The organism is Spirillospora sp. NPDC048911, assembly GCF_043198015.1.
Lineage (GTDB): Bacteria > Actinomycetota > Actinomycetes > Streptosporangiales > Streptosporangiaceae > Spirillospora.
This window is the reverse complement of sequence record NZ_JBICUD010000001.1, coordinates 1,435,444-1,459,460: the sequence shown is the minus strand read 5'-3', so window position 1 is coordinate 1,459,460 and position 24,017 is coordinate 1,435,444. Positions and strand designations below refer to the sequence as shown.

General features: G+C 69.9%; 23 protein-coding genes. 2 read left to right on the top strand and 21 right to left on the bottom strand.

Features of this window, described 5'->3' with window-relative positions:
• Window positions 1–3 precede the first annotated feature (3 nt).
• The 17 genes from nuoK to ACGFNU_RS06645 form a co-directional block, all read right to left on the bottom strand.
• On the bottom strand, window positions 4–303 hold the full coding sequence (gene nuoK / locus ACGFNU_RS06725) for an NADH-quinone oxidoreductase subunit NuoK (RefSeq protein ID WP_208259340.1): 300 nt from the start codon (window positions 301–303) through the stop codon (window positions 4–6).
• Window positions 300–1,217, bottom strand: coding sequence for an NADH-quinone oxidoreductase subunit J (locus ACGFNU_RS06720; RefSeq protein WP_392590812.1), 918 nt, complete (start codon window positions 1,215–1,217; stop codon window positions 300–302). The genes nuoK and ACGFNU_RS06720 overlap by 4 nt, the downstream gene beginning before the upstream one ends.
• The gene (gene nuoI / locus ACGFNU_RS06715) at window positions 1,214–1,810 is read right to left on the bottom strand and encodes an NADH-quinone oxidoreductase subunit NuoI (RefSeq protein ID WP_392591030.1); all 597 of its coding nucleotides are present in this window, start codon (window positions 1,808–1,810) and stop codon (window positions 1,214–1,216) included. Before nuoI ends, ACGFNU_RS06720 begins: the two co-directional genes overlap by 4 nt.
• Window positions 1,811–1,853: 43 nt before the next feature.
• Complete coding sequence (nuoH, locus tag ACGFNU_RS06710) at window positions 1,854–3,230, bottom strand: NADH-quinone oxidoreductase subunit NuoH (protein WP_392590810.1); 1,377 nt, start codon at window positions 3,228–3,230, stop codon at window positions 1,854–1,856.
• Window positions 3,227–5,644: an NADH-quinone oxidoreductase subunit G gene (locus ACGFNU_RS06705; protein WP_392590809.1), complete on the bottom strand. Its 2,418-nt coding sequence runs from the start codon at window positions 5,642–5,644 to the stop codon at window positions 3,227–3,229. The genes nuoH and ACGFNU_RS06705 overlap by 4 nt, the downstream gene beginning before the upstream one ends.
• A complete protein-coding gene (nuoF, locus tag ACGFNU_RS06700; protein WP_392590807.1) occupies window positions 5,641–6,942 on the bottom strand; it encodes an NADH-quinone oxidoreductase subunit NuoF in 1,302 nt (433 codons plus the stop codon). The genes ACGFNU_RS06705 and nuoF overlap by 4 nt, the downstream gene beginning before the upstream one ends.
• Window positions 6,939–7,721: an NADH-quinone oxidoreductase subunit NuoE gene (gene nuoE / locus ACGFNU_RS06695; RefSeq protein ID WP_392590805.1), complete on the bottom strand. Its 783-nt coding sequence runs from the start codon at window positions 7,719–7,721 to the stop codon at window positions 6,939–6,941. The genes nuoF and nuoE overlap by 4 nt, the downstream gene beginning before the upstream one ends.
• Window positions 7,721–9,070, bottom strand: coding sequence for an NADH-quinone oxidoreductase subunit D (locus ACGFNU_RS06690; RefSeq protein WP_392590803.1), 1,350 nt, complete (start codon window positions 9,068–9,070; stop codon window positions 7,721–7,723). Before ACGFNU_RS06690 ends, nuoE begins: the two co-directional genes overlap by 1 nt.
• Complete coding sequence (locus ACGFNU_RS06685) at window positions 9,067–9,813, bottom strand: NADH-quinone oxidoreductase subunit C (protein WP_392590802.1); 747 nt, start codon at window positions 9,811–9,813, stop codon at window positions 9,067–9,069. The genes ACGFNU_RS06690 and ACGFNU_RS06685 overlap by 4 nt, the downstream gene beginning before the upstream one ends.
• A 97-nt stretch (window positions 9,814–9,910) precedes the next feature.
• The gene (locus ACGFNU_RS06680; RefSeq protein ID WP_392590800.1) at window positions 9,911–10,465 is read right to left on the bottom strand and encodes a NuoB/complex I 20 kDa subunit family protein; all 555 of its coding nucleotides are present in this window, start codon (window positions 10,463–10,465) and stop codon (window positions 9,911–9,913) included.
• Window positions 10,466–10,564: 99 nt separating this feature from the next.
• A complete protein-coding gene (locus tag ACGFNU_RS06675; RefSeq protein WP_392590798.1) occupies window positions 10,565–10,924 on the bottom strand; it encodes an NADH-quinone oxidoreductase subunit A in 360 nt (119 codons plus the stop codon).
• Window positions 10,925–11,070: 146 nt separating this feature from the next.
• Window positions 11,071–12,327, bottom strand: coding sequence for a geranylgeranyl reductase family protein (locus ACGFNU_RS06670; RefSeq protein WP_392590796.1), 1,257 nt, complete (start codon window positions 12,325–12,327; stop codon window positions 11,071–11,073).
• 123 nt (window positions 12,328–12,450) lie between these two features.
• Window positions 12,451–13,152, bottom strand: coding sequence for a demethylmenaquinone methyltransferase (locus ACGFNU_RS06665; protein WP_392590794.1), 702 nt, complete (start codon window positions 13,150–13,152; stop codon window positions 12,451–12,453).
• Between the two features lie 83 nt (window positions 13,153–13,235).
• The gene (locus tag ACGFNU_RS06660; RefSeq protein ID WP_392590792.1) at window positions 13,236–14,438 is read right to left on the bottom strand and encodes a hypothetical protein; all 1,203 of its coding nucleotides are present in this window, start codon (window positions 14,436–14,438) and stop codon (window positions 13,236–13,238) included.
• Window positions 14,439–14,581: 143 nt separating this feature from the next.
• Window positions 14,582–17,827, bottom strand: coding sequence for a S8 family serine peptidase (locus ACGFNU_RS06655; protein ID WP_392590790.1), 3,246 nt, complete (start codon window positions 17,825–17,827; stop codon window positions 14,582–14,584).
• 56 nt (window positions 17,828–17,883) lie between these two features.
• Window positions 17,884–18,123 carry a DUF4229 domain-containing protein gene (locus tag ACGFNU_RS06650; RefSeq protein ID WP_392590788.1) on the bottom strand — a complete coding sequence of 80 codons (240 nt, stop codon included), beginning with the start codon at window positions 18,121–18,123 and terminating at the stop codon, window positions 17,884–17,886.
• Between the two features lie 52 nt (window positions 18,124–18,175).
• Window positions 18,176–19,135, bottom strand: a complete 960-nt coding sequence (locus tag ACGFNU_RS06645; RefSeq protein ID WP_392590787.1) for a threonine/serine dehydratase — start codon at window positions 19,133–19,135, stop codon at window positions 18,176–18,178.
• Between the two features lie 244 nt (window positions 19,136–19,379).
• Between ACGFNU_RS06645 and ACGFNU_RS06640 the strand changes: the two genes are divergently transcribed.
• Entirely contained in the window at window positions 19,380–19,580 is a 201-nt protein-coding gene (locus tag ACGFNU_RS06640; protein WP_151559136.1) for a BldC family transcriptional regulator, read from the top strand.
• A gap of 99 nt (window positions 19,581–19,679) precedes the next feature.
• On the opposite strand, the gene ACGFNU_RS06635 is transcribed toward ACGFNU_RS06640, so the two are convergent.
• Both ACGFNU_RS06635 and ACGFNU_RS06630 read right to left on the bottom strand, forming a co-directional pair.
• On the bottom strand, window positions 19,680–19,937 hold the full coding sequence (locus tag ACGFNU_RS06635) for a hypothetical protein (RefSeq protein WP_392590785.1): 258 nt from the start codon (window positions 19,935–19,937) through the stop codon (window positions 19,680–19,682).
• Window positions 19,938–20,006: 69 nt separating this feature from the next.
• On the bottom strand, window positions 20,007–20,951 hold the full coding sequence (locus ACGFNU_RS06630) for a hypothetical protein (protein ID WP_392590783.1): 945 nt from the start codon (window positions 20,949–20,951) through the stop codon (window positions 20,007–20,009).
• Window positions 20,952–21,065: 114 nt separating this feature from the next.
• Between ACGFNU_RS06630 and ACGFNU_RS06625 the strand changes: the two genes are divergently transcribed.
• Window positions 21,066–21,359 carry a PLDc N-terminal domain-containing protein gene (locus tag ACGFNU_RS06625; protein ID WP_392590781.1) on the top strand — a complete coding sequence of 98 codons (294 nt, stop codon included), beginning with the start codon at window positions 21,066–21,068 and terminating at the stop codon, window positions 21,357–21,359.
• 28 nt (window positions 21,360–21,387) lie between these two features.
• Here the strand turns inward: ACGFNU_RS06625 and ccsB are convergent, their stop codons facing one another.
• Together ccsB and ACGFNU_RS06615 are read right to left on the bottom strand one after the other, a co-directional pair.
• Complete coding sequence (ccsB, locus tag ACGFNU_RS06620) at window positions 21,388–22,341, bottom strand: c-type cytochrome biogenesis protein CcsB (protein WP_392591029.1); 954 nt, start codon at window positions 22,339–22,341, stop codon at window positions 21,388–21,390.
• Window positions 22,342–22,385: 44 nt separating this feature from the next.
• On the bottom strand, window positions 22,386–24,017 hold the full coding sequence (locus tag ACGFNU_RS06615; RefSeq protein ID WP_392590779.1) for a cytochrome c biogenesis protein ResB: 1,632 nt from the start codon (window positions 24,015–24,017) through the stop codon (window positions 22,386–22,388).

Here is a 24,017-nt window from a genome sequence, read left to right as displayed (position 1 = left end):
ACCTCAGTACTTCAGCAGGTTCGCGTCGTCCACCGACGAGGACCTGCGGGTCCGGAAGATGGTCATGATGATCGCGAGGCCCACCACGACCTCGGCCGCCGCCACCACCATCACGAAGAACGCGATGATCTGGCCGTCGAGGTTGCCGTGCATGCGGGAGAACGACACGAACGCGAGGTTCGTGGCGTTGAGCATGAGCTCGACGCACATGAACACCACGATCGCGTTGCGGCGCACGAGCACGCCGACCGCGCCGATGGTGAACAGGATCGCCGAGAGGGCCAGGTAGTGCCCGGGACTCATCGACCAGCCTCGCCTTCGTTCGACGGGAGCGCCGGTGTCCCGGCCTTGACCTCCCGCGCCGCCGCGTCCGCGCCCTCGGCCTCCGCCGTGACGGCCTTGACGGCGGCCACGTCCTCCTCCAGCGCGTGCTGCTCGGTCTCGCCGTACAGGTCGGCGTGCCGGGAGGCGGTGTCGGTGCGGGCCGCGATGACCGGGTTGACCGACAGCTCGGACGGCGTGCCGTCGGGCAGCAGCGCGGGCATGTCGACCGCGTTGTGCCGCGCGTACGTGCCGGGGCCGGGCAGCGGGCCCGGGTGGGTGGAGTCGCCGCCCGCGTAGACCTCGAACCGCTTCTTCGACAGGTCCCGCTGCGTCGGCTTGGGCGTCGTGCGCTCGCGGTGCGCCAGCACCATCGCGCCGAGCGCCGCGGTGATCAGCAGCGCGCTGGTCGCCTCGAACGCGAACACGTACTTGCCGAACAGCAACCGGGCCAGCCCGATCACGTTGCCCTCGGCGTTGGCGTCCTTGAGGCCCGCCGAGTCGCTCAGCGCCGCGTCCCCGAGGCCGAAGACCAGCAGCACCAGGAAGCCGATGCCGCCGACGGCCGCCCAGAGCCGCTGCCCGCGGATCGTCTCCACCAGCGAGTCGGTGGAGCTCACGCCCACGAGCATCAGCACGAACAGGAAGAGCATCAGCACGGCGCCGGTGTAGACGATCACCTGGACGAACGCGAGGAACGGCGCGTCCTGGATCGCGTACAGCGCGGCCAGCGACAACATCACGACCGCCAGCAGCAGCGCGGAGTGCACCGCCCGCCGCATGAAGATCATGCCGAGCGCGGCGGCCACCGACGCGATCGCCAGCACCCAGAAGAAGAAGGGCTCGCCCGGCTGCGCGTCGGCGACCTGAGCCGCCGCGACCACGTCCGCCCTCACTTCTTCTCACCCTCTTGGCGGGCGCTCTTGCGGGTGCCCTTCTCGCGGGCGTTCTTTCCGCGCGTGCCCTCTTCGCGGGCCACCGCGGCGTCGACGCTCGCGCGCCCGCCGCCCTCGCTCGGGATGGCCGGGCCCTCGTCCGGCTGGAGGCCGAGGCGGTAGTAGTCCTCCTCGGTCTCACCGAGGCGCATCGCGTGCGGCGGCGTCTCCATGCCCTCACGGAGCGGCGCCAGCAGCATGTCCTTGGTGTAGATGAGGCTCTCGCGGCTGTCGTCGGCGAGCTCGTACTCGTTCGTCATCGTGAGCGCCCGGGTGGGACACGCCTCGATGCACAGCCCGCAGAGGATGCAGCGCAGATAGTTGATCTGGTAGACGCGGCCGTACCGCTCACCCGGCGAGTAGCGCTCGTCCTCGGTGTTGTCGGCGCCCTCGACGAAGATGGCGTCGGCGGGACAGGCCCAGGCGCACAGCTCGCAGCCGACGCACTTCTCCAGCCCGTCGGGCCAGCGGTTGAGCTGGTGCCGGCCGTGGAACCGCGGTGCGGTCGGCTTCTTCACCTCGGGGTACTGGACGGTCTCGCTCTTGGTGAACATCTGATGGAACGAGACCCCGAACCCCTTGACCGGGTTCAGGAAGTCAGTGAAGCCCACTGGTGACCTCCTTACGAGAGGTAGTGGTCTTTCCGTGGTAGTGGGGCGCGTCCATCGGCGGCACGGGGAACCCGCCCGCCGCGGCCACGTCGGCGGGAGCGGCGGGCCCGCCGGCGGCGGCACCGCCCGCCGGGTCCGGGACGATCTGCTTCTCCTTGTCGCCGTCGCCGCGGGCGGTCTCCCAGATCAGCGTGACGATGATGATCACGCCCAGCGCGATCGCGGAGTAGATCGAGATCCGGCCCATGTCGTAGCCCTCGTTCTTGAAGGCCCGGATGGTGGCGACCAGCAGGATCCAGCCGAGCGAGAAGGGCATCAGCACCTTCCAGCCGAGCTTCATCAGCTGGTCGTAGCGGACCCGCGGGAGCGTGCCGCGCAGCCAGACGAAGAAGAAGATGAACAGGACGAGCTTGATGACGAACCAGAGCACCGGCCACCAGCCCTGGTTGGCGCCCGCCCACACCGTGGAGATCGGCGCCGGGGCGCGCCAGCCGCCCAGGAAGAGCGTGGTGCACAGCGCCGACAGCGTCGCCAGGTTGATGTACTCCGCGAGGAAGAACATCGCGAACTTCAGCGACGAGTACTCGGTGTGGAAGCCGCCGACCAGCTCGCCCTCGCCCTCGGGGAGGTCGAACGGAATGCGGTTCGACTCGCCCATCATCGTGATCACGTAGACCAGGAACGACGGGAACAGCAGGAGCACGAACCACTTGTCGGCCTGCGCGTTGACGATGCCGGTCGTCGACATCGTCCCCGCGAAGAGGAACACCGCGACGAACGACAGGCCCATCGCGATCTCGTACGAGATGACCTGCGCCGACGAGCGCAGCCCGCCGAGCAGCGAGTACGGCGACATCGACGACCAGCCGGCCAGCACGATCCCGTAGACGCCCATCGACGACATGGCCAGCACCAGCAGCACCGCGACCGGCAGGTCGGTGCCCTGCAGCGCGGTCTCATGGCCGAAGACCGACACCGTCGGGCCGAACGGGATGATCGCGAACGAGATGAACGCCGGCACCGCCGAGATGATCGGCGCCAGGACGAAGACGAGCTTGTCGACCTGGCGGGGGACGATGTCCTCCTTGAGCGCCAGCTTCACGCCGTCCGCCAGGCCCTGCAGCAGGCCGAAGGGCCCGGCGCGGTTGGGGCCGACGCGCAGCTGCATCCGGCCGATGACGCGGCGTTCCATCCACATGGACATCAGCACGGTGACCACGAGGAAGACGAAGATGACCAGCACCTTGCCGCCGACCAGCCACCACGGATCGTTGCCGAAGTCCTTGAGCGTCGGGTCGCCGTCGGCCGGTCCGGCCGCCGCGACCCGCGTGGCGGCCGTGGCCAGGGTGGCGTGCGGACTCATCGGGAGCCTCCAGTGGAGATCTTGACCACGCTTCCCGCGGCCACGCCCAGATCGCGGTAGAGCGCGCATCCGGCGGAGTTCGTCGGCACCCAGACCACCCGGTCCGGCAGATCGGCGGTGATCTCCAGCGGCAGCGTGACCTCGCCGCGCCCGGCCGACACCGCGACCGTGTCGTTGGCCCCGATCTCGGCCGCGGTGGCCGGCGACAGCCGCACCACCGCCGGCTTGGCCGTCCCCGCCAGGTAGGGCTCGCCGTCCTGCATGGCGCCCTTGTCGAGCAGCATCCGCCAGGTGGCCAGCAGCGCCTCGCCGAGTCCGGGCTGCGCCTGCGCGCCCTGCGCCACGCTCGGCGCCGCGGGCCGCTCGCCGCGGAAGGCGCCGAGCCCGGCGAGCTCGCGCCGCGCGGCCTCGGGCCCCGGCAGCGCCAGGTGCACGTCCATCTCGTTCGCCAGCGCGTCCAGGACGCGCAGGTCGGACAGGTGCCCGGTGGACTTGAGCACGGCGTCGAACGGGCGGCCGCGGCCCTCCCAGTCGACGAACGTGCCGGACTTCTCGGCGACCGCCGCGACCGGCAGCACCACGTCGGCCCGGTCGGTGACCGCGCTGACCCGCTGCTCCAGGCTCACCACGAACGGGGCGCGCTCCAGGGCGGCCAGCGCCGCCTCCGGGTCAGGCAGGTCGTACGGGTCGAAGCCGCCGACGAGCAGGGCCTCCCGCTCGCCCGCCGCCGCGGCCGCGAGGATCGCGTCGGTGTCGTGCCCGGGCGTGGCCGGCAGTTCGGCGACGCCCCACGTGCGGGCGACCTCGGCGCGCGCGTCGGGGTCGGTGACCGGGCGGCCGATCGGCAGCAGCCCGGGCAGCGCCCCGGCCTCGATCGCGCCGCGCTCACCGGCCCGGCGCGGCACCCAGGCCAGCCGGGCGCCACTGGCCTGCGCCAGCCGGACCACGCTGGACAGCGCGCCGGGGCTGGCGGCCAGCCGCTCGCCGACCATGATGATCGATCCGACCGGCAGCGTGTCGGCGGCGGAGGCGACCAGGTCGCCGAGCACCTCGGCCTCGGCGCCGGGCCCGGCCGGCAGCAGCGTGCCGCCGACCTTCGCCAGGCCCCGGGTGGCGTACGGGCCGACCGCGAGGACCTTCAGCCCCTTCTTGCGGAACGCCTTGCGGAGCCGCAGGAAGACGATCGGCGACTCCTCCTCCGGTTCGAACCCGGCCAGCAGGACCGCCGGCGCGTTCTCCAGGTCGGAGTAGGAGACCTCGATGTCACGGCCCGCGACCGACGAGGCCAGGAACTCGGCCTCCTCGCGCGAGTGCGGCCGGGCGCGGAAGTCGACGTCGTTGGTGCCGAGCGCGATGCGGGCGAACTTGGCGTACGCGTAGGCGTCCTCCAGGGTCACCCGCCCGCCGGTCAGCACGCCCGTCTTGCCGCGGGCGGCGGCGAGGCCCCGCGCCGCGATCGTGAGCGCCTCCGGCCAGGAGGCCGGCTCCAGCTCGCCCCGCTCGTTGCGGACGAGCGGGTGGGTGAGGCGGTCGGGCTGGGTGGCGTAGGTGAACGCCCACCGGCCCTTGTCGCAGTTCCACTCCTCGTTCACCTGCGGGTCGTCACCGGCCAGCCGCCGCGTGATCTTGCCGCGCCGGGAGTCGGCGCGGATCGCGCAGCCGGACGCGCAGTGCTCGCACGTGGTCGGCGTCGACACCAGGTCGAACGGCCGCGACCGGAACCGGTAGGCCGCGCCGGTCAGCGCGCCGACCGGGCAGATCTGGACGGTGTTGCCGGAGAAGTAGGACTGGAACGGCTTGTCCTCGGCCGCGCCGACCTGCTCCTTGGCGCCGCGCTCGAACAGGTCGATGAACGCGTCGCCGGCGATCTGGTCGGAGAACCGGGTGCACCGGGCGCACTGGATGCAGCGCTCACGGTCGAGCAGCACCTGGCTGGACAGCGGGATCGGCTTGGGGAACGTCCGCTTGGTCTCGGTGAACCGCGTCTCGCCCCGGCCGTTGGACATCGCCTGGTTCTGCAGGGGGCACTCGCCGCCCTTGTCGCAGATCGGGCAGTCCAGCGGGTGGTTGATGAGCAGCAGCTCCATGACGCCGTGCTGCGCCTTGTCGGCCACCGGCGACGTCAACTGGGTCTTGATGACCATGCCGGGCATCACGGTGGTCGTGCAGGACGCCTGCGGCTTGGGCATCCCGCGCCCGTTGCCCGCGTCCGGGATCTCCACCAGGCACTGGCGGCAGGCCCCGACCGGGTCGAGCAGCGGATGGTCGCAGAACCGCGGGATCTGGATGCCGAGCAGCTCGGCGGCCCGGATGATCAGGGTGCCCTTGGGCACCTCGATCTCGAAGCCGTCGATGGTGACCGGCACCATCTCCTCGCCTGTAGCCACCGTTTTCTTGTCATCGGTGACCGTCATCGGGCGGCACCTCCCCACAGGGTGGACTTGGCCGGATCGAACGGGCAGCCGCCCTGCTCGAAGTGCTGGAGGTACTCGTCGCGGAAGAGCTTGATGGACGAGACCACCGGGCTCGTCGCACCGTCGCCGAGCGCGCAGAACGAGCGGCCGAGGATGTTGTCGGACAGGTCGAGGAGCGTCTCCAGGTCCTCTTCCTTGCCGTCGCCGGCCTCCAGGCGCTTGAGCATCTGCTTGTACCAGTAGGTGCCCTCGCGGCACGGCGTGCACTTGCCGCACGACTCGTGCGCGTAGAACTCCGACCAGCGCAGCACGGCCCGGACGACGCAGGTCGTCTCGTCGAAGATCTGCAGCGCCCGGGTACCGAGCATCGAGCCCGCGGCCCCCACCGACTCGAAGTCGAGGGGAACGTCGAGGTGCTCGTCGGTGAAGATCGGGGTGGAGGACCCGCCCGGCGTCCAGAACTTCAGCCGGTGGCCCTCGCGGATCCCGCCCGCCATGTCGAGGAGCTCGCGCAGCGTGATGCCGAGCGGCGCCTCGTACTGGCCCGGCCTGGTCACGTGCCCCGACAGCGAGAAGATCCCGAAGCCCTTGGACTTCTCGGTGCCCATCGAGGCGAACCAGTCGGCGCCGTTCTCCACGATCGAGGGAACCGAGGCGATCGACTCGACGTTATTGATCACAGTGGGGCCGCCGTAGAGACCGGCGACCGCCGGGAAGGGAGGCTTCAGCCGAGGTTGGCCGCGGAACCCTTCCAGCGAGTCGAGCAGCGCCGTCTCCTCGCCGCAGATGTACGCCCCGGCGCCGGTGTGCACGACCAGTTCGAGGTCGTAGCCGCTGCCGAGGATGTCCTTGCCGAGGTAACCGGCCTCGTAGGCCTCCGCGACCGCCGCCTGGAGGCGCCGGATCACGTGCAGCACCTCGCCGCGCACGTAGATGAACGCGTAGTTGGAGCGGATCGCGTAGGAGCTGATGATCACGCCCTCGACCAGCACGTGCGGGTTGGCCATCATCAGCGGGATGTCCTTGCACGTGCCCGGCTCGGACTCGTCCGCGTTCACGACCAGGTACCGCGGGTTGGGGCTGGTCGGCGGCAGGAACCCCCACTTCATGCCGGTGGGGAAGCCCGCACCGCCGCGGCCGCGCAGGCCGGAGTCCTTGACCGCCTGCACGATCGCGTCGGGCTCCATGCCGAACGCCGTGCGCAGGGCCTTGTAGCCGCCCTCACGCTCGTACGCGGCGCGCGTGAAGGAGTCGCTCTGGTCCCAGTTCTTGGTGAGAACCGGAGTCAGCGTCGTCACTTGTTCTCACCTTCCTGGCTGCCGGGCTTGACCGCGCCGCCGATGGGCTTGCCGGGCTCGTTCGGCGGGGGGTCGGTGACCTCGCCCGGCTTGACCGGCTCGTGCGCCCGCGGCTGGTCGCCGTTCGGTTCGGGGGCGGTCCAGTTGCGCTCCTTGGCGAGCGCGAGCCCGACCAGCGACTCGGCGCCGGCCTGGAGGCCCTCGCCCGCCCTGCCGTCCGGGAAGCCGGCCAGCACGCGGGAGGCCTCCTTCCAGCTGCACAGGCTCTCGGGCCCGCGCGAAGGAAGCACTTCCTTACCGGAGCGCAGGTCGTCGACCAGCTCCTTGGCCTTGCCGGGAGTCATGTTGTCGAAGAACTCCCAGTTGACCGTCATCACGGGAGCGAAGTCGCAGGCCGCGTTGCACTCGATGCGCTCCAGCGACACCTTGCCGTCCGGCGTGGCCTCGTCGTGGCCGACGCCCAGATGGTCGCTGACCTCGCTCCAGATCTGGTCGCCGCCCATGACGGCGCAGAGCGTGTTGATGCAGACGCCCACGTGGTACTCGCCGACCGGGTTCCGCTTGTACTGCGTGTAGAACGTGCTGACACCGGTGACCTGGGCGGGGGTGATGCCCAGCTGCTCCGCGCAGAACTCGATGCCGTCCTGGGTGATGTGCCCGTCGACCGACTGCACCAGGTGCAGCATCGGCAGCAGCGCCGACCGGGGCTTGGGATAGCGCCCGATGATGTTCTTGGCGTCCGCTTCGAGGCGCTCACGCACGTCGGGTTCGTATGGCATTAACGGTCCACTCCCCCCATGACGGGGTCGATCGAGGCGACGGCCGCGATCACGTCGGCGATCATGCCGCCCTCGGCCATCGCCGGGGTGGCCTGCAGGTTGGTGAAGGACGGGTCGCGGAAGTGCACACGGTAGGGGCGGGTGCCGCCGTCGCTCACCACGTGCACGCCCATCTCGCCGCGCGGCGACTCGATCGTCGAGTACGCCTGGCCCGCCGGGACGCGGAAACCCTCGGTCACCAGCTTGAAGTGGTGGATGAGGGCCTCCATCGAGGTGCCCATGATGTGCGCGATGTGGCGCGGCGAGTTGCCCATGCCGTCGGCGCCGATCGCCAGCTGCGCGGGCCAGCCGATCTTCTTGTCCTCGACCATCACCGGGCCCTTGACCGACTGCAGCCGCTCCACGCACTGCTCGACGATCTTGAGGGACTCCTCCATCTCCTGCATGCGCACGAGATAGCGGCCATAGACGTCGCTGGTGTCCTGCGTGGCCACCTCGAAGTCGTAGGTCTCGTAGCCGCAGTAGGGCTGCGACTTGCGCAGGTCCCACGGCAGGCCGGTCGCGCGCAGCACCGGGCCGGTGATGCCGAGGGCCATGCAGCCGGTCAGGTCGAGGTACGCGATGTCCTTGGTGCGAGCCAGGTAGACCGGGTTGGAGTCCATCAGCTTGCGCAGCGCCTGGATGCGCTTGGGCATGCGGTCCAGGTAGTCGCGGATCGAGCTGAGGGCCCCGCTCGGCAGGTCCTGGGCGACGCCGCCGGGACGCACGTACGCCATGTTCATGCGCAGGCCCGTGATCTCCTCGAAGAGGTCAAGGGTGTACTCGCGCTCGATGAACCCGTTGAGCATGACCGTCGTCGCGCCCAGTTCCAGGCCGAACGTGGCGATCGCGACCAGGTGCGAGGAGATGCGGTTGAGCTCCATCATCATCACGCGGATGATCTGGGCCCGCTCCGGCACCTGGTCGGTGATGCCGAGCAGCTTCTCCACGCCCAGGCAGTACGCCGTCTCGTTGAAGATCGGCGCCAGGTAGTCCATGCGCGTGCAGAACGTGGAGCCCTGCGTCCAGGTGCGGAACTCCATGTTCTTCTCGATGCCGGTGTGCAGGTAGCCGATGCCCACCCGGCACTCGTTCACCGTCTCGCCGTCGAGCGTCAGGATGAGCCGGAGCACGCCGTGCGTGGACGGGTGCTGCGGGCCCATGTTGACGACCAGGCGCTCGTCGCCGAGGTCCTCCGCCGCGGCCACGACCTTGTCCCAGTCCTGGCCGCCGACGTCGAAGACCTTGCCCTCCGCGGCCTCGTCGGCTGCGTAGGCGTCGTACTCGGTGTACTTCGTCGAGGGGCTCATACGTACGACCTCCGCTCATCCGGCGGCGGGATCTCGGCGCCGCGGTACTCGACGGGGATGCCGCCGAGCGGGTAGTCCTTGCGCTGCGGGTGGCCGACCCAGTCGTCCGGCATCTCGATGCGGGTGAGCGCCGGGTGGCCGTCGTAGACGATCCCGAAGAAGTCGTAGGTCTCCCGCTCGTGCCAGTCGGCGGTCGGGTAGACCGGGACGAGCGACGGGACGTGCGGGTCGGCGTCGGGGCAGGTCGTCTCCAGCCGGACCCGCCGGTTGTGCGTGATCGACAGGAGGTGGACGACCGAGTGCAGCTCGGCGCCGGTGTCCTGCGGGTAGTGCACGCCGGAGACGCCGGAGCACAACTCGAACCGCAGCGACGGCTCGTCCCGCATGGTCTTGGCGACCGCGGCCAGGTGCTCGCGCTTGACGAAGAACGTCATCTCGCCCCGGTCGACCACGATGCGCTCGACGGCGTCGCCGAAGCCGGCGAAGACGCGCTCCAGCTCGTCGGCGATCTCGTCGAACGCGCCCGCCTCGGCGGCGCCCTCGGGCCCGCCGAACGGGCGCGGCGTGGACACCTTCGGCGACTGGCGGACGACGAGACCGCCGTAGCCGGAGGTGTCGCCGGTCGTCTTGGCGCCGAACATGCCCATGCGGGCGACCGGCTGCTCCTTGCGCTCCTCCTCGGAGTGCGCGGGCAGCTGGTCGGCGGCCTGCTCGGCCTTCTGCTCAGGATGCTGAGAACTCACAGTGTCCCCCGCTCGGCTCCGGCGCGCCTTTCGGTGCGCGCTTCCCTCGTCGCAGGTTCCTCAGTCCAGCGCGCACCGCGCGCCTGCACCTCGCTCATCAGAGCGACCCCGTCCCTTGTCCGAGCAGCGGCAGCTGGCGGCGCTTGGCCACCTCCAGCTCCTGGATCTGCTTCGCGCGCTGCGGGCCGAGCTTGGTGTTCTGGATCTTGTCGTGCAGCTTGAGGATCGCGTCCAGGAGCATCTCGGGCCGCGGCGGGCAGCCGGGCAGGTAGATGTCCACCGGGACGATGTGATCGACGCCCTGCACGATCGCGTAGTTGTTGAACATGCCGCCGGACGAGGCGCACACGCCCATCGCGATGACCCACTTGGGCTCGGTCATCTGGTCGTAGATCTGCCGGAGCACCGGGGCCATCTTCTGGCTCACCCGGCCCGCGACGACCATCAGGTCGGCCTGCCGCGGCGTCGCCGACGCCCGTTCCATGCCCCAGCGGGCCATGTCGTGACGGGGGTCGCCCGTCGCCATCATCTCGATCGCGCAGCAGGCGAGACCGAAGGTGGCCGGCCACACCGAGCTCTTGCGCGCCCAACCGGCGACCTGCTCGACGGTCGTCAGCAGGAAGCCGCTGGGGAGTTTCTCTTCAAGACCCATGACACTGCCCCCGCTCCGCTCCGGCGCGCCTTCCGGCACGCGCTTCCCTCGTCGCAGGCTCCTCGGTCCAGCGCGCGCCGCGCGCCTCCGCGTCCCTCATCAGTCCCACTCCAGACCACCGCGCCGCCAGATGTAGGCGTACGCCACCAGCACGGTGAGGATGAACAGGACCATCTCCACAAGACCGAAAATTCCCAGGTGGTCGAAGGCGACCGCCCAGGGATAAAGGAAGATGATCTCAATGTCGAAGACGATGAACAGCATCGCCGTCAGGTAGTACTTCACCGGGAAACGCCCGCCGCCGGCCGGCTGCGGGGTCGGTTCGATACCGCATTCGTAGGCGTCCAGCCGGGCGCGGTTCCAGCGCTTGGGACCCGTGAGGGCGGCCATCGCCACCGAACCCGCCGCGAAAGCGAAGGCGAGCACTCCAAGCACGATGATCGGAACATAGAGATCCATGCCTCTACAGCCCCTCCTCGGTTCGTACGGCGTTGTACGGGGCGCACACGTGACGGCCATCACGAATACGGCTCGCCACCTTAGCCAAGGCGATCAATAGCACTCCCCTCCGGGGGGTCGGTCTCAAGCTGTATTGCCCGGTCGCCTCATGCTGCCGGAGCCACCTTCTGCATCGCGTTGATGACCCGGTCCATCGCGTCACCGCCCTTGGGATCGGTGAGATTCGCCAGCAGCTTGAGCGTGAATCGCATCAACGTCGGGTGCGGCAGGCCGTGCGCGGTCAGGAACTTCATGACTCGCGGGTCGCCGATGGCCTGGACGAAGACACGGGCGAGGGTGAAATAGCCGCCGTGCTCGTCCTTGAGGATCCGGGGGTACTCGTACAGGGTCCGCTCCCGCTGCGCGGGGGTCCGCCGGGCGAGCGCCTGGACGATGATGTCGGCGGCGAGGTGGCCGGATTCGAGGGCGTAGTCGATGCCCTCGCCGTTGAACGGGTTGACCATTCCGCCGGCGTCGCCGACCAGCAGCATGCCGCGCGTGTAGTGCGGCTGCCGGTTGAAGCCCATGGGGAGCGCGGCGCCGCGGATGGGGCTCGTCGCGTGCTCCTCGTCGAACCGCCAGTCCTCGGGCATGTTGGCGCACCAGCGCTTGAGCATGCCGCGGTAGTCGACGTCCTTGAACGACTTGCTGGTGTTGAGCAGGCCGAGCCCGACGTTGCAGGTGCCGTCGGCGACCGGGAAGACCCAGCCGTAGCCGGGGAGCAGGCGTTCGCCGTCCCAGAGCTCCAGCCACGCCTCCATGTAGTCGTCGGTGTGCCGCGGGCTCTCGAAGTAGCGCCGGACGGCCACGCCCATCGGGCGGTCTTCGCGCCGCCGGACGTCCATCGCGGTGGAGAGCCGGGACGAGACGCCGTCGCAGGCCACCACCACGGACGCCCGGAACTCGACCTCTTCGCCCTCGTACTTGGCGGTCACGCCGATGATGCGGTCGGTGCGCTCGTCCAGGATCGGCGCCTGGACGTTGCAGCCCTGCAGGAGCTTGGCCCCCGCCTTGACCGCGTGCTCGGCCAGCAACTGGTCGAGGTCCATGCGCGTGCGGACGAGCCCGTAGTCGGGGAAGCTCGCCAGTTCCGGCCACGGCAGCTCGATCTTGACGCCGCCGCCGTAGATCCGCAGGCCCTTGTTGCGGGCCCAGCCGGGCGCGTTGACGTCGACGCCCATGCCCACCAGTGCCCGCACGGCGCGCGGCGTGAGCCCGTCGCCGCAGATCTTGTCGCGCGGGAACGTCGCCTTCTCCAGCAGCAGCACGTCCAGGCCGGCCTGGGCCAGCCAGTAGGCGGTCCCCGATCCGGCGGGGCCGGCCCCGACGACGATGACGTCTGCCGTACGGGTGGAGTCGGTCACAGCGTTCCTCTTTAGCTCGTTCGCTTGTGAAGTACTTCACAAGGATCCGTTGGGGAGTCTATTCCTTATTGGCTGCGTGTGGGTACCTCTGTACGTCCAGAGATTTGGACCGGTCCCACGACATCAGCCCGGGTTGATGGCGTGATGGAGCGCCACGACCCCGAACGTCAGGTCACGCCAGCGGACCTTCTCCCATCCCGCGCCCTGAATCAACTCGGCCAGCGCCGCCTGGCCGGGCCACGCGAGCGTCGATTCGCCCAAGTACCTGTAGGAATCGGGGTTGGAGCTCACCTTGGCCAGCAGCGGCAGCCCGTACCGCAGGTGCATCTTGTGCCCCATCGCCAGGAGCGCGTTCGGCGGGTGACTGACCTCACAGACCAGCAGCCGCCCACCCGGCTTGGCGACCCGCCGCAACTCGCGGAGCGCCAGATCCGTGTCCGCGACGTTGCGCAATCCGAACGAAATCGTCACCGCGTCGAACGACCCGTCCGCGAACGGGAGCCTCAGCGCGTCCCCCGCCACGAACCGCAGCCGCTCCACACCGGCTTGCCGCCGCACCCCGACCCGCAACATCCCCAGCGAGAAGTCGCAGGCCACCGTCTCGGCCCCCGCCTCGGCGAACGGCACCGACGACGTGCCCGTCCCGGCGGCCAGATCGAGGACCCGCTCCCCCGGCCGCGCGGCCACGGCCTTGACGACCTCTTTCCGCCAGCGCCGATCCTGGCCACCGGTCATCAGGCTGTTGAGCAGGTCGTACCGCTCGGCCGTGCTGTCGAACATCGCGGCGACGTCGGCGGGCTGCTTGTCGAGTGAGGCGCGGGTCATGACCCCAACCTTAGAAGGGCCCGCCCCCTGCCACGCGAAGGCGGGCCGCCCCAAGGGCCGGCCCGCCGTGTGCGTCGAACGTCCTACTTCGTAATCTTCCGGGTGATTCGCACGCGGTCGTTGCCGCTCACCGGGTCCTTGGTCGCGCTCTTGACCCCGGCGACGAACAGCCGGGACCCGGACGCCGACTTCGCGACGGCCACGTTCAGGACGATCGTGACCTTCCCGCCGGCCTTCAGGTTCGCGATCGTGCACTTGATGCCGTTACCGGCCTTCTTGCAGCCGCGAACGGACTTGAACCTCAGCCCCTTGGGCAGCGCCCCGCTCACCACGACGTTCTTGGCCGCCGCAGGTCCCCGGTTGGCGACGGTCAACGTGTAGGTGCCCGTCCGCCCCTTCCGAAGCGCGCCGACCTTCCCGGAGATCCCGACATCCGCAACCACCGGCCTCGGCGGCTTCGGCGGCGCGACAACCAGAGTCTCCACCGCGGCTGAGTCGTTCTCGCGGACCGGATCGTTCAAAGACCAATAGGCCTCGACCGCCGAGTACATTCGGCTGCCGACCGGCACGGCCTCGTGAACCTTGACGGTGACTCTGAGGGTCCTGGTCTCGTTCTTGTCGAAGTTCTCAAGCCGGCAGCGGCTCTTGCCGTTGCACTCGGGCGAGGAACTCTGGAAGACCACACCGTTGGAGAGGTTGAAGTCCACATTCGCGCTCCAGAGGAACCTGGGCCCGTTGTTGGTGACCTTGGCCTCGTAGGTGATCAGGTCCCCCGGCTTGGCGGTGGCGGGACCGCTCATCGTGACCGCGAGATCAGTGGAGGGGTAGACGAGGCTCATCCCCGAATGGTCGTTCCTGTTCCAGTCCGGATTCGGCTCGGTGGTCTTGGCCCTGACGCCGGCCCGGAAGTCGAACCTGTCGTCGGCCTGGAGATCGACTGTCCCGACGAGACCGATCCTCCTCTCCTCACCGGCGGCGAGCGACCCGCCCTTCACATCGCAGGTGGCCGTGCGAGCACCCCAGACACAGTCGGTCAGTCCGGCGACGAGGTTCTGATCGACATGCAACTCGGCTGGCCAATCGAAGGTCGCCTTGACCTCCTCTGCGGCATCCGGACCGCTATTCCAGACCTTGGCGTAGAAGGCGTAGCGCTTACCCGGCATGACACTGTCCGGCGCTTCGACGGTCACGCCCAGATCCGCGGATCCGTCCGTGGCCGCGTTCGCGATGGGCGACAGCACCGAGGCCGCGACTGCTGCGCACAGCACGACGGCGAACCGTTTCATCCGTGAGACCCCCCTGAACTCCGTGCGACCGGGCGAGTGATCATATTGAGGTGATCATCTAGAACGGCGGGGTTCGGGTGATCTTGTCCCGATGCGGCCTGTGGGTGATCTCATGACAACCCACAGGCCGGGTCGGGCGTCGGTCAGCGCAGGCCGTAGGCGCGGATCGTGGTCTGCTCCACCGAGGCCGCGCCGCCGTCGGAGGCGCGGAGGCGGAGCGAGACGTGGCCTTGGTTGGCGGCCGGGTGGACGAGCTGGGCTTGCCAGCGGTTGGTGCCGTCAGCGGTCACCTCGGTCTCTTGCCAGGTTTTGCCCTCGTCGTAGGAGACCTCGACCGTCAGGGTTTGCAGGTTGGGCAGGGGGTGGGTTTGCGTGTCCACGCGGGTGTCGACGACCTGAACGGTGAGTCTGAACGGGCCGGCGGGGGCGCGATTGTTCAGGTCGAACGGGCCTGTGGCGCGCAGGGAGTAGAGCGGAGGCTGTTCCAGCACCTTCGGGTCGGGGGTGTAGGGGAAGGTCCAGCGGGCCTCTGATCTGGTGCCGAGCGCCGTCCACGAGACGTGCCTGGTGGCGGTGGAATGCAACGAGTAGGTGGCCTGGCCCGGCGGGGTCGCGACGGCGATCGTGTCGGCGTCGGCGGAGCCGAGCAGCTTTCCGTCGCGGTAGACGGCGATGGTGGGCCGGGTTTCGGGTGAGCGTTGCCAGGAGGCGTTCGCCGAGTGGATAGTCCAGGCCGTGAAAGCCATCGGGCACTTGACGCACTTGCGGGTGCCTTGGGGGGCGGTGCCGAACGCCGCTTTGTTCCAATCGGCGCGCTGTGAACGTCCGGCGACCATCGGCGGGTCGATCGCACTCTCGGCGAAGGCGGTGTTCGACTCGCCGGTTTCGAGCGTGCGAGCCCAGTTCACATTTTGTACTGGCGAGTAGAACTCGATGCGACGGCCGGGCAGCGAAACGGGGTATTCGCCACCCCCGCTCGGGAAGGGCTGGCCCGGCAAGATCACGCCCGTCCGCCGGAAGCCGGAGAGCGGTTTGTCGGAGTGATAGCGGGAGTCCAGGCGCGCGAGCCCGCGGTCCCTGACACGGAATGCGGGATTGGCCGGGATTCGTTTCTGGCTGACCAACGCGAGGTGGTAGGCGCGCGGCCCGTCCGGCTCCACGCGGGTGGTCACGAAGGAGAAGGCGTACGGGCGGTCGGTGGTCGTCGCGGACGGCTCCGCGAACAGGCCGGCGGCCGGGTCGCCGGAGCCGATGCCGAAGGCGACGGCGTTCCCGGCGACGGTCTCCGACACCAGGGCCTCGTCGAATCCGCTCTGCACGGCGGTACGGCTGTCCAGGCGGGCGGTGACGCGCTTGGCCCGGCGGGCGTCGGCCTCGATCGCGATGTCCCGGTCGACGTCGAGGACGGGCCGGGAGAAGAGCGTGCTGTCGTTGATCGTGCCGTCCGCGGCCACGGTGCTGACGGCGGCGGTCAGCCCGTACCGGCCGGCCGGGACGCGGGCGACGACCTTGCCGCCGCTGACGAACGTGGGGGCGTACTCGCCGCTCTTCAGGTCGATGAGGCCGACGAAGGGCAGCGACTCGACCGTGCCGCCGACGGGCCGTCCCGTACGGTCGATGCCGCTGAGTGTGACGGTGTGCAGGGGCGGCTCCAGGAAGGCTCCGACCGGCAGCTTCAGCTGACCGGCGGTGAGCCTGCCGCTGTACGAGCCGGTCGCGGTGGACTTGGCGGGGTCGACGGTGACGGACGCGGACGCCGTCCCGTTCGGAGGGATCTCGATCTTCGCGGGAGTGACCTCGAACATGCCCTCTGGGGCCTGGTCTCCTGATGGGTTCTTGACGGAGAGGTCCAGGTCCAGGGTCGTGGGGGCGTCGGAGTCGTTGCGGAAGGTCACGGTCTTGGTGGCCTTCGCCTTGGCGTGGAACGACAGGCTGCCCTCATCGGTCCAGAGCCGCTGGGAGATGGCACGGCCGACATCGACGCGCCCCGCGCCCTGCCGGTAGACGGTGTCGGTGTCGTTCGGCTTGGCGGTGTTCATCAGGGCGGCCTTGAGACGGGCGGGTGCCCAGGCGGGGTGAGCCTGGGCGAGGAGCGCCGCGGCGCCCGCCACGTGCGGCGTCGCCATCGAGGTGCCGTCGGCTCGCGTGTAGTGGTCGCCGACCGGCTCGCCGATGGCGGTGCCCTGGGCGCGGGCGGCGACGATTCCCACGCCGGGTGCGGTGATGTCGGGTTTGACGGCGCCGTCTCCGGGGCGCGGGCCGTTGCTGGAGAACTCTGCCCGGTTGTCGTCGCCGTCCACGGCGCCCACGGTCAGCGCGGCGTCGGCGAGGCCGGGCGCGCTGACGGACTCATCGCCACCGGCGTTGCCGGAGGCGACGACGAAAAGCGTTCCGGTCCGTGCCGTGAGGGTGTTCACGGCGGTGGAGAGCGGATCGGTGCCGTCGCTGGCCAGGGACACGCCGAGGCTCATGTTCACGACGCGGAGACGCTGCCCGGCCGCCCATTCCATACCCGCGATGACCTGCGAAACGGTGCCGTTTCCGCCGTCGTCGAGCACCTTGCCGACGACCAGCCTGGCGTCGGGCGCCACGCCGCGATAGCGCCGGTCGGCGACGCCGTCACCGGTGATGATCGAGGCGACGTGGGTGCCGTGGCCGAAGCCGTCCCGCACACCCTTCGGGTTCCCGGTGAAGTCCTGCGAGGCGGCGACGGCGTCCGCGAGGTCGGGATGGCTCGCGTCGATGCCCGAGTCGAGGACCCCGACCGTGACGCCCTTGCCCGTGCTGCCCGCCTCCCACGCCGTGGGCGCCCCGATCTGCGGCACGCTCTTGTCGAGGGCCGCCCGCACCCGCGCGTCGAGCCAGACCTTGGCGTTCCCGGACTTGATCGAGGTCCAGAAGGTCGCGGCCCGGTCCTTGCGGGTGCTGACGGCGGCCCCGTTCAGCGCGCCCAGCGTCCTGGTGACCTGCGCGCCGGCGGGCCGGGCCGTGCCCGCGACGATCAGTGGCAGGTCGCCGCGGTTCCGGTCGTCGTACCGGTCGCGGACGAGGCGGGTGACGTTGAAGAGCCCGGCGTCGAGGCGTCCGGCGGTCACCAGCGGCGCCGCGTCGGCCGGGACGATGGTCAGCTCGCGCCGGTGCACCCGGCGGAAGAACACCAGCTCCTTACGGCCCGGGCCCGGCTCGATCCGTACGGATCGTCCGTTCAGGTGGACCTTGTCGCCCGTCACCAGCGTCACGCTCACGCGCTGGCCGGGGGACGGATCCGGCCCTGCGGTGGTGGTCGCGGCGTGCGCCGGGGGCAGGGGCAAAGCGGTGGTGAGGGTGGCCACCACCGCGACGGCGCCGGCCGTCCGGCGGCGCGTCGTTCGGTTTCTCCTTGTGATCACACAGGGAAGTGGCCGGGCGGTGCCGAACGTTGCAGCCGCCCGCCGAACTAGTTGATCTAGCTGTCCTCTTTGGTGCGCGCCCGCTCGAACTTCTTGCGGCGCGCCTGGAACCCGGAGGTGACCGCGGACGACATCGCGTCCCGCTGGCCGGACAGCAGGACGAAGCTGACGATCCCGCTGATCAGCAGGGCCATCAGGAGCAGCAGCACGCCGCGGGCGCCGAAGAGCGCGAGGACGGCGGCGGTGGCGACGAAGATGACCAGCCGCGCGGCGGTGTAGAAGAATACGGAACGCATGACGCCCCCGAGCCTACCCGCGCCCCTCCGTGGCCTGACCTCGGGTGGTTCGTCAGGCGAGGACGTCCCGGAAGAGCGCCGGGTCGACGTTGCCGCCGGACAGCACCGACACGTACGTCTGCGCCGCCGGAAGCCGGTCGCGGTGGAAGAGGTAGCCCGCGGTCGCCACGGCGCCACCGGGCTCGGCGATGAGCCGGGTCTGGCGGGCGAGCCGGCGCATCGCCAGCCGGATCTCGTCCTCGGTGACGGTGATGATGTCGTCCACGTACTCGTTGATGTGGGCGAACGGGAGGTCGCCGAGCCGCTGGGCGCGCAGCGCGTCGGCGATGGTGCGGCCGGTCTCCTCGGCCGACCAGGCGACCGGCTTGCCCGCGCGGAACGAGGCCCGGGCGTCGGCGGCCAGCTCGGGTTCCACGCCGATGACCTTGATCCCGGGGTTCAGCTGCTTGACCGCGGCGGCGACGCCCGCGATGAGGCCCCCGCCGCCGACCGGGACCAGCACGACCCCGGCGTCCGGGCGGTCCTGGACGATCTCCAGCCCGACGGTGCCCTGGCCCGCGATGATTCCCGGATGGTCGAAAGGCGGGACGAGCGTGAATCCGTGCGCCTCGGCCAGCCGTTCGGCGGTGCCGACCCGGTCCTCCATCGTGGGCTCGACGTAAACAATCTCAGCGCCCAGCGCGATGCACGCCTCGACCTTCACGCCGGGGGTCGTGTGCGGGATGACGAGCACCACCGGAATGTCCAATGCCCGTGCCGTATAGGCGACGGCTTGGGCATGGTTACCGCTGGAATGCGTCACCACGCCCTTCTGCCGGAGAGGTTCCGGCATCGCGGCGATCGTGGCGTATGCGCCGCGCAGTTTGAACGCGCCGATCGGCTGCAGCGACTCGGCCTTCACCAGGAGGCGCGGATCGCTCAGCGGAAAGGGCACGAGGGGGGTCCGGACGGTGACCCCCGCGAGCCGTGCGGCGGCGCGTTCGATCTCCTCCAGAGCCACTAGATCGGACATGCCACCGAGCCTACGGGGATGTCCTCTGAGGTGGTTAACGGGCGGTTCCGATCGGGACACGGCATGGCTATAGAGATCAACGTGACCACTGTGCCCAATGCCATGTTTACTTCACGTTATTCCCGCTGTTCAGCCGATCACGCACGGTGATGTTTTGCGAAAACAAGGGAGAAATCGGTCTTGACCCGCCACACTAGGAAACAGTCCACCCGCACCGAGAGCGGGACAAAGGGGGAGAGATAACGTGGAAAGCACGAGCGAGCGTCTGCTCACCCCAGGAGAGGTCGCAGCCCTCTTCCGGGTCGATCCCAAGACCGTGACGCGCTGGGCCGCGGCCGGCCGGATCAGCAGCATCCGCACTCCCGGCGGGCACCGCCGTTTCCGCGAGTCCGAAGTACACGCGCTGCTGCGCGGGGAAGAGCCGGTAGCCGAGCACGTGCGCTGAGCGCCGGAGACCTGCTCGGCCCGCCCTTCCCCCGCGGCGGTTCCCGCTCCTCATCGCACGCAGGTTCATCGTACGCAGGGCCTCATCATCACCCAGGGACTACTCGTCCCTGCCCGCCTTCCACTCCTCGAACTGACGGAGCAGGTCGGCGTCCCCGTCTCGCCAGCCGCGGCGTTTCTCCTCCAGCTCCGCCTCGGTCAGTGACTGTCCGAGCAGCCGGTCGTAGTCGGGGTCGTCAGGGCCGATCTCCACGTATGCCTGGGCGATGATCCGTCCCTCGTCCGTGCCCTCGTCGGGGTTGAGCAGAACGCTGTGGGGCACCCGGAGCGTTCCGTCGGGGAGCCGGATCACGTACATCGTCGATCACCTTCGGTGCTGGTCGTGCAGCCTTGAGGTTCCGTTCGGGCTTACGTCGGTGGTGTTCCGTCAGATTCCGTAGCGGCGGTTGAAGAAGAGCATGACATCGAGTGCGGCGCGGATATTGCCGGCGAGCATATCGACCAGGGCGGGCCGCTGCCGGGCGGAGATCGCGGCGAACGCGTCCGCGAAGAACTCCCGGCGGCCGAGATCGTCGGGCTGCAGATGGAAGTCGCTGGCGAGGAAGGGGCGGCACTGGTCGTACAGCGCCCGGAACGCGGCGCTGTCGGACGTCCAGCCGCCCCCCTCGCCGTCGATGTCGTCGAGCGCGTGGCCGACCTCGTGCATCATCACGTCGGGGGTGGGCGAGGGCCGGTCCCCCACCACGATCTTCCGGTCGCCGTACGCTCCGGCGCAGATGTCCCAGGTCGCGCGGCCGGACGGCAGCGGCCGGTCGCGCAGATGGCCCATGTCGTCGAGCTGCGGCACGCCGCCCGGCCCGACGTAGATGCCGTCGAGGCCGCTCGCGAGCTTCTCCTTGAGCGAGTCGGGCAGCCCCGCGAGGCTCTCGACGGCGCGGACGACCTCCGGTGTCGGCGGCCCCTGCCGGGCGTCCCACTGGCGGTAGAGGATGCCCTCCAGCACGCCGCAGTGGACGCGGCCGTCGGCGGCGCGGTGCGGCCTGCCGGGCGGGTGCGGCTCGGCGCGCGGCGGCTCGTCGTCGAGCTCGAAGTCACGCCACGAGTAGCCGACCGGACGCGCGTCCTTGGTGCGGCCGCCGGGCCGCCTGGGCCGGACGGCGGCGTCCGAGGCCGCGTCGGCGGCCGCGCGCACCGCGAAGTCGTCGTCCCTGCCCGCCTTGCGGAACCGGCCGAACCGGTCGCGCGGCTGGTTGCCGCGCGGGCGGAACTGGCGGGTCTCCGGACGCTGCCCCGAGTCCTGGGGTGCGGGCGAGGGCGAGTACGAGGCGTCCCTCAGCTCCCGGGACTTGCGATGGATGCCTTTGAAGCGCATCGGGCTCCTCTGTCAGCGGGCCCCCCGAAGAATCAAGCGACAGGGCCCCCGATGCAGGGTAAGCCGGAATCCGACATGCCGTCATCCCCATCAGTCACGGACTAATCTCAAGGCATGGCGTTTGTGCTGCTCGTGCTCATCCTTGTGGGAGTTTGGCTCTTTTGCCTCTTCGACGTCCTCGGCACCGATGAGACCGACGTAAGGCATCTGCCCAAGTTCGGCTGGTTCCTCGTTGTTCTGCTGGGTTTCCTGCTGGGCGCGGCGGCGTGGCTGTCGCTGGGCCGGCCGCGGCGTACGCCCGAGGAGGCGTTGTGGCCGCCGCCGGGCGCGTCCGGCGGCCCGAAGGGCCCGGACGACGACCCGGCGTTCCTGCGCGACCTCGACCGCCGCCTGCGCGACGACGAGTGAGCCGTGACGGTTGCTGCGTGGACGGTGCCTACGCGTACGAGTGCAGGCCGGAGAACATGTAGTTCACGCCGAAGAAGTTGAACATCAGGCACGCGAACGCGACGAGCGAGAGGATCGCGGCCTTGCGGCCGCGCCAGCCGGCGGTCGCCCGCGCGTGCAGGTAGGCGGCGTAGGCGATCCAGGTGATGAACGACCAGATCTCCTTGGGGTCCCAGCCCCAGTAGCGGCCCCACGCCTCGTCCGCCCAGATGGCGCCCATGATGATCGCGGCGGTCCAGATCGGGAACGCGAACATGGTGACGCGCAGCGCCAGCCGGTCGAGGTCGTCGGCCGCGGGCACCCGGGCGAGGAAGCCGCCCGCCGCGCCGGCGGGCGCGAGCTTGGGCCCCTCGGCCGCCACCGCCGTCTTCGCCTCGTGGCGCGACTTGACCAGGTAGAGGATCGTCGAGGTGCCGGCGACGGTGAACGCGCCGGTCGCGATGATGGCGGCGCTGACGTGGATGGCGATCCAGTACGAGTTGAGGGCGGGCACGAGCGGGCCGACCTTGTCGTACAGCCAGATGTTGGCGACGCCGAGCGCGATGACCGCCGCGAGCATGACGAACGCGCCGAGGAAGCGGGCCTTGTAGCGGAACATCACGACGAGGTACGCGGTGACGGCCGCGAACGCGATCGCGGTGAGGAACTCGTACATGTTGCCCCACGGCCAGCGTTCGGCCGCCAGCCCGCGCGTCACGATGACGCCGAGGTGCGCGCCCCAGCCGAGGACGTTCAGCAGGACCGCGAGCCGTCCCCAGTCGCGGCCCTCGGGCTCTTCGCCGGCGGCCGCGTCCTCGGGGGGGACGTCGGCCACCTCGGCGCCGCCCGCGCCGACGAGGACCTTGGCCTCGGCCCTGTCCTCGGCCCGCCGCCGCGGCCCGAAGCCCAGATCGGCCGCGTAGGCGACCATGGCGACGATGTAGAGCACGACGGTGCTCAGCATGAGCTTGTCGCTCAGATTGGCGAGATCGGCAGTGCCCACCCTCGTCACTCCTCAGATTCGGTTGCCGAAGCGGCGGCCTGATCGGTGCCGGGCTTCTCTTGCTCGCCGCGCAACGCGGCCACGATGTCGTCGAACTCGGAGGTCGGGTTGCCGAGCGTCAGCCCGCCGACCTCGACCACGGTACGCCCGCCCTCGCCGGCGCCCGCACGGACCCATACCCTGCGCCGCCGGACCAGGAAGGAGGCGACCACGCCGACGATCGCCAGGATCGCCGCGACCAGCGCGGGCATCCGGCCCGGGTCGCGGTTGACCGACAGCGCCGCCCACTCCTTGAGGCCCTCGAACGTGACGGTCCCGGCGCCGTCGGGGAGCTTGAACGTCTCCCCCGGCTTCATGATCTTCTGGCCGTCGCGGCCGAGCGGCTGCAGCGTCTTGCCGATGCCTTCGAGCTTGTAGACCGACTGCGGGACGCCGGAGTCGAGGCCCAGCCGGCCCTTGAACGACGAGATCGTGATCATCGGGTTGAGCGGGGCCGGGAAGGCCGACACGATCTGCTTCTGGTCGGGGGTGGCCACCGCCGACGGCCACAGGATGGCGTAGAAGGCCAGCTCGTCCGGCTCGGCGTCGGGGACCTTGATGACGCCCTCGGCGGTCTGGTTGCGGTTCTCCATCTGGAGGAACGGCACGGCGTCCCGGAAGGCGACGTTGCCCTTGGCGTCGCGCACGGTGAAGACCGGCGAGTAGCCGTGGTTGATCAGGTAGACCTTGGCGCCGCCGATCTTCAGCGGATGGTTGACCTTCAGGTCGTACGGCTTCTCGGGCGAGTCCGGCGTCTCGCGGTAGCGCATCTTGGCCAGGAAGTCGATGGCCTGGCCGCGCTTGGCGCCCTGCGTCTGGTACGTCGCCCTGAAGTCGTCGAGGGTCATGGTGAACGGCGGCAGGTCGTCCGAGTCGAACTCGCGTCCCGGCATGAACTGGTCGTAGCGCGACAGTGAGTTGGCGAACGTGTTGCCCTCGGTCAGCAGCACGTTGCCCCGGTAGCCGAACGACGAGCCGAGGCCGAGCGCGAACAGCAGCGCCAGCAGTGCCAGGTGGAAGACCAGGTTGCCGGTCTCGCCCAGATAGCCCTTCTCAGCCGCCACCGAGCTTTCGCTCGCGTCGACACGGAAGCGACGCCCGCGCAACAGTTTGCGCGCCTCCGCCAGCACCTCGTCCGGCGAGGCGTCCGTCTCGTACGTCTCCGACTGCGGCAGCCGCATCAGGTTGCGGGGCGCGGCCGGCGGGCGGGCGCGCATCCCGCGGTAGTGCTTGAACGCGCGCGGGATCACGCAGCCCGCGAGCGACACGAACAGCAGGATGTAGATCGCCGCGAACCACGGCGCGCCGAAGACGTCGAACAGCGAGAACCTGTCGAGCCACGGCGCGAGCGACGTGTGGTCGACGAAGTACTGGTCGACCTTCTCCGGCGACTGCGCGCGCTGCGGCAGGATCGAGCCCGGCACCGCGCCCAGCGCGACCAGGAAGAGCAGGATCAGCGCCGTGCGCATCGTGGTGAGCTGGCGCCAGGCCCAGCGCAGCCACCCGATCGGGCCCAGCCCCTTGGGCCGGGGCACCTCCTCGGCGGCCTGCCGCTCCGGCGGCGCCGCGACGCCCGGTTCGATGTCGGTGTCGTCCAT

Excerpts from the sequence above, each read along its gene's own strand:
- nuoK (WP_208259340.1), bottom strand. The coding sequence starts at position 303 with ATGAGTCCCGGGCACTACCTGGCCCTCTCGGCGATCCTGTTCACCATC.
- nuoI (WP_392591030.1), bottom strand. The coding sequence starts at position 1,810 with ATGTTCACCAAGAGCGAGACCGTCCAGTACCCCGAGGTGAAGAAGCCG.
- nuoH (WP_392590810.1), bottom strand. The coding sequence starts at position 3,230 with ATGAGTCCGCACGCCACCCTGGCCACGGCCGCCACGCGGGTCGCGGCG.
- ACGFNU_RS06705 (WP_392590809.1), bottom strand. The coding sequence starts at position 5,644 with ATGACGGTCACCGATGACAAGAAAACGGTGGCTACAGGCGAGGAGATG.
- nuoE (WP_392590805.1), bottom strand. The coding sequence starts at position 7,721 with ATGCCATACGAACCCGACGTGCGTGAGCGCCTCGAAGCGGACGCCAAG.
- ACGFNU_RS06690 (WP_392590803.1), bottom strand. The coding sequence starts at position 9,070 with ATGAGCCCCTCGACGAAGTACACCGAGTACGACGCCTACGCAGCCGAC.
- ACGFNU_RS06680 (WP_392590800.1), bottom strand. The coding sequence starts at position 10,465 with ATGGGTCTTGAAGAGAAACTCCCCAGCGGCTTCCTGCTGACGACCGTC.
- ACGFNU_RS06675 (WP_392590798.1), bottom strand. The coding sequence starts at position 10,924 with ATGGATCTCTATGTTCCGATCATCGTGCTTGGAGTGCTCGCCTTCGCT.
- ACGFNU_RS06665 (WP_392590794.1), bottom strand. The coding sequence starts at position 13,152 with ATGACCCGCGCCTCACTCGACAAGCAGCCCGCCGACGTCGCCGCGATG.
- ACGFNU_RS06660 (WP_392590792.1), bottom strand. The coding sequence starts at position 14,438 with ATGAAACGGTTCGCCGTCGTGCTGTGCGCAGCAGTCGCGGCCTCGGTG.
- ACGFNU_RS06650 (WP_392590788.1), bottom strand. The coding sequence starts at position 18,123 with ATGCGTTCCGTATTCTTCTACACCGCCGCGCGGCTGGTCATCTTCGTC.
- ACGFNU_RS06645 (WP_392590787.1), bottom strand. The coding sequence starts at position 19,135 with ATGTCCGATCTAGTGGCTCTGGAGGAGATCGAACGCGCCGCCGCACGG.
- ACGFNU_RS06635 (WP_392590785.1), bottom strand. The coding sequence starts at position 19,937 with ATGTACGTGATCCGGCTCCCCGACGGAACGCTCCGGGTGCCCCACAGC.
- ACGFNU_RS06630 (WP_392590783.1), bottom strand. The coding sequence starts at position 20,951 with ATGCGCTTCAAAGGCATCCATCGCAAGTCCCGGGAGCTGAGGGACGCC.
- ACGFNU_RS06625 (WP_392590781.1), top strand. The coding sequence starts at position 21,066 with ATGGCGTTTGTGCTGCTCGTGCTCATCCTTGTGGGAGTTTGGCTCTTT.
- ccsB (WP_392591029.1), bottom strand. The coding sequence starts at position 22,341 with ATGCTGAGCACCGTCGTGCTCTACATCGTCGCCATGGTCGCCTACGCG.
- ACGFNU_RS06615 (WP_392590779.1), bottom strand. The coding sequence starts at position 24,017 with ATGGACGACACCGACATCGAACCGGGCGTCGCGGCGCCGCCGGAGCGG.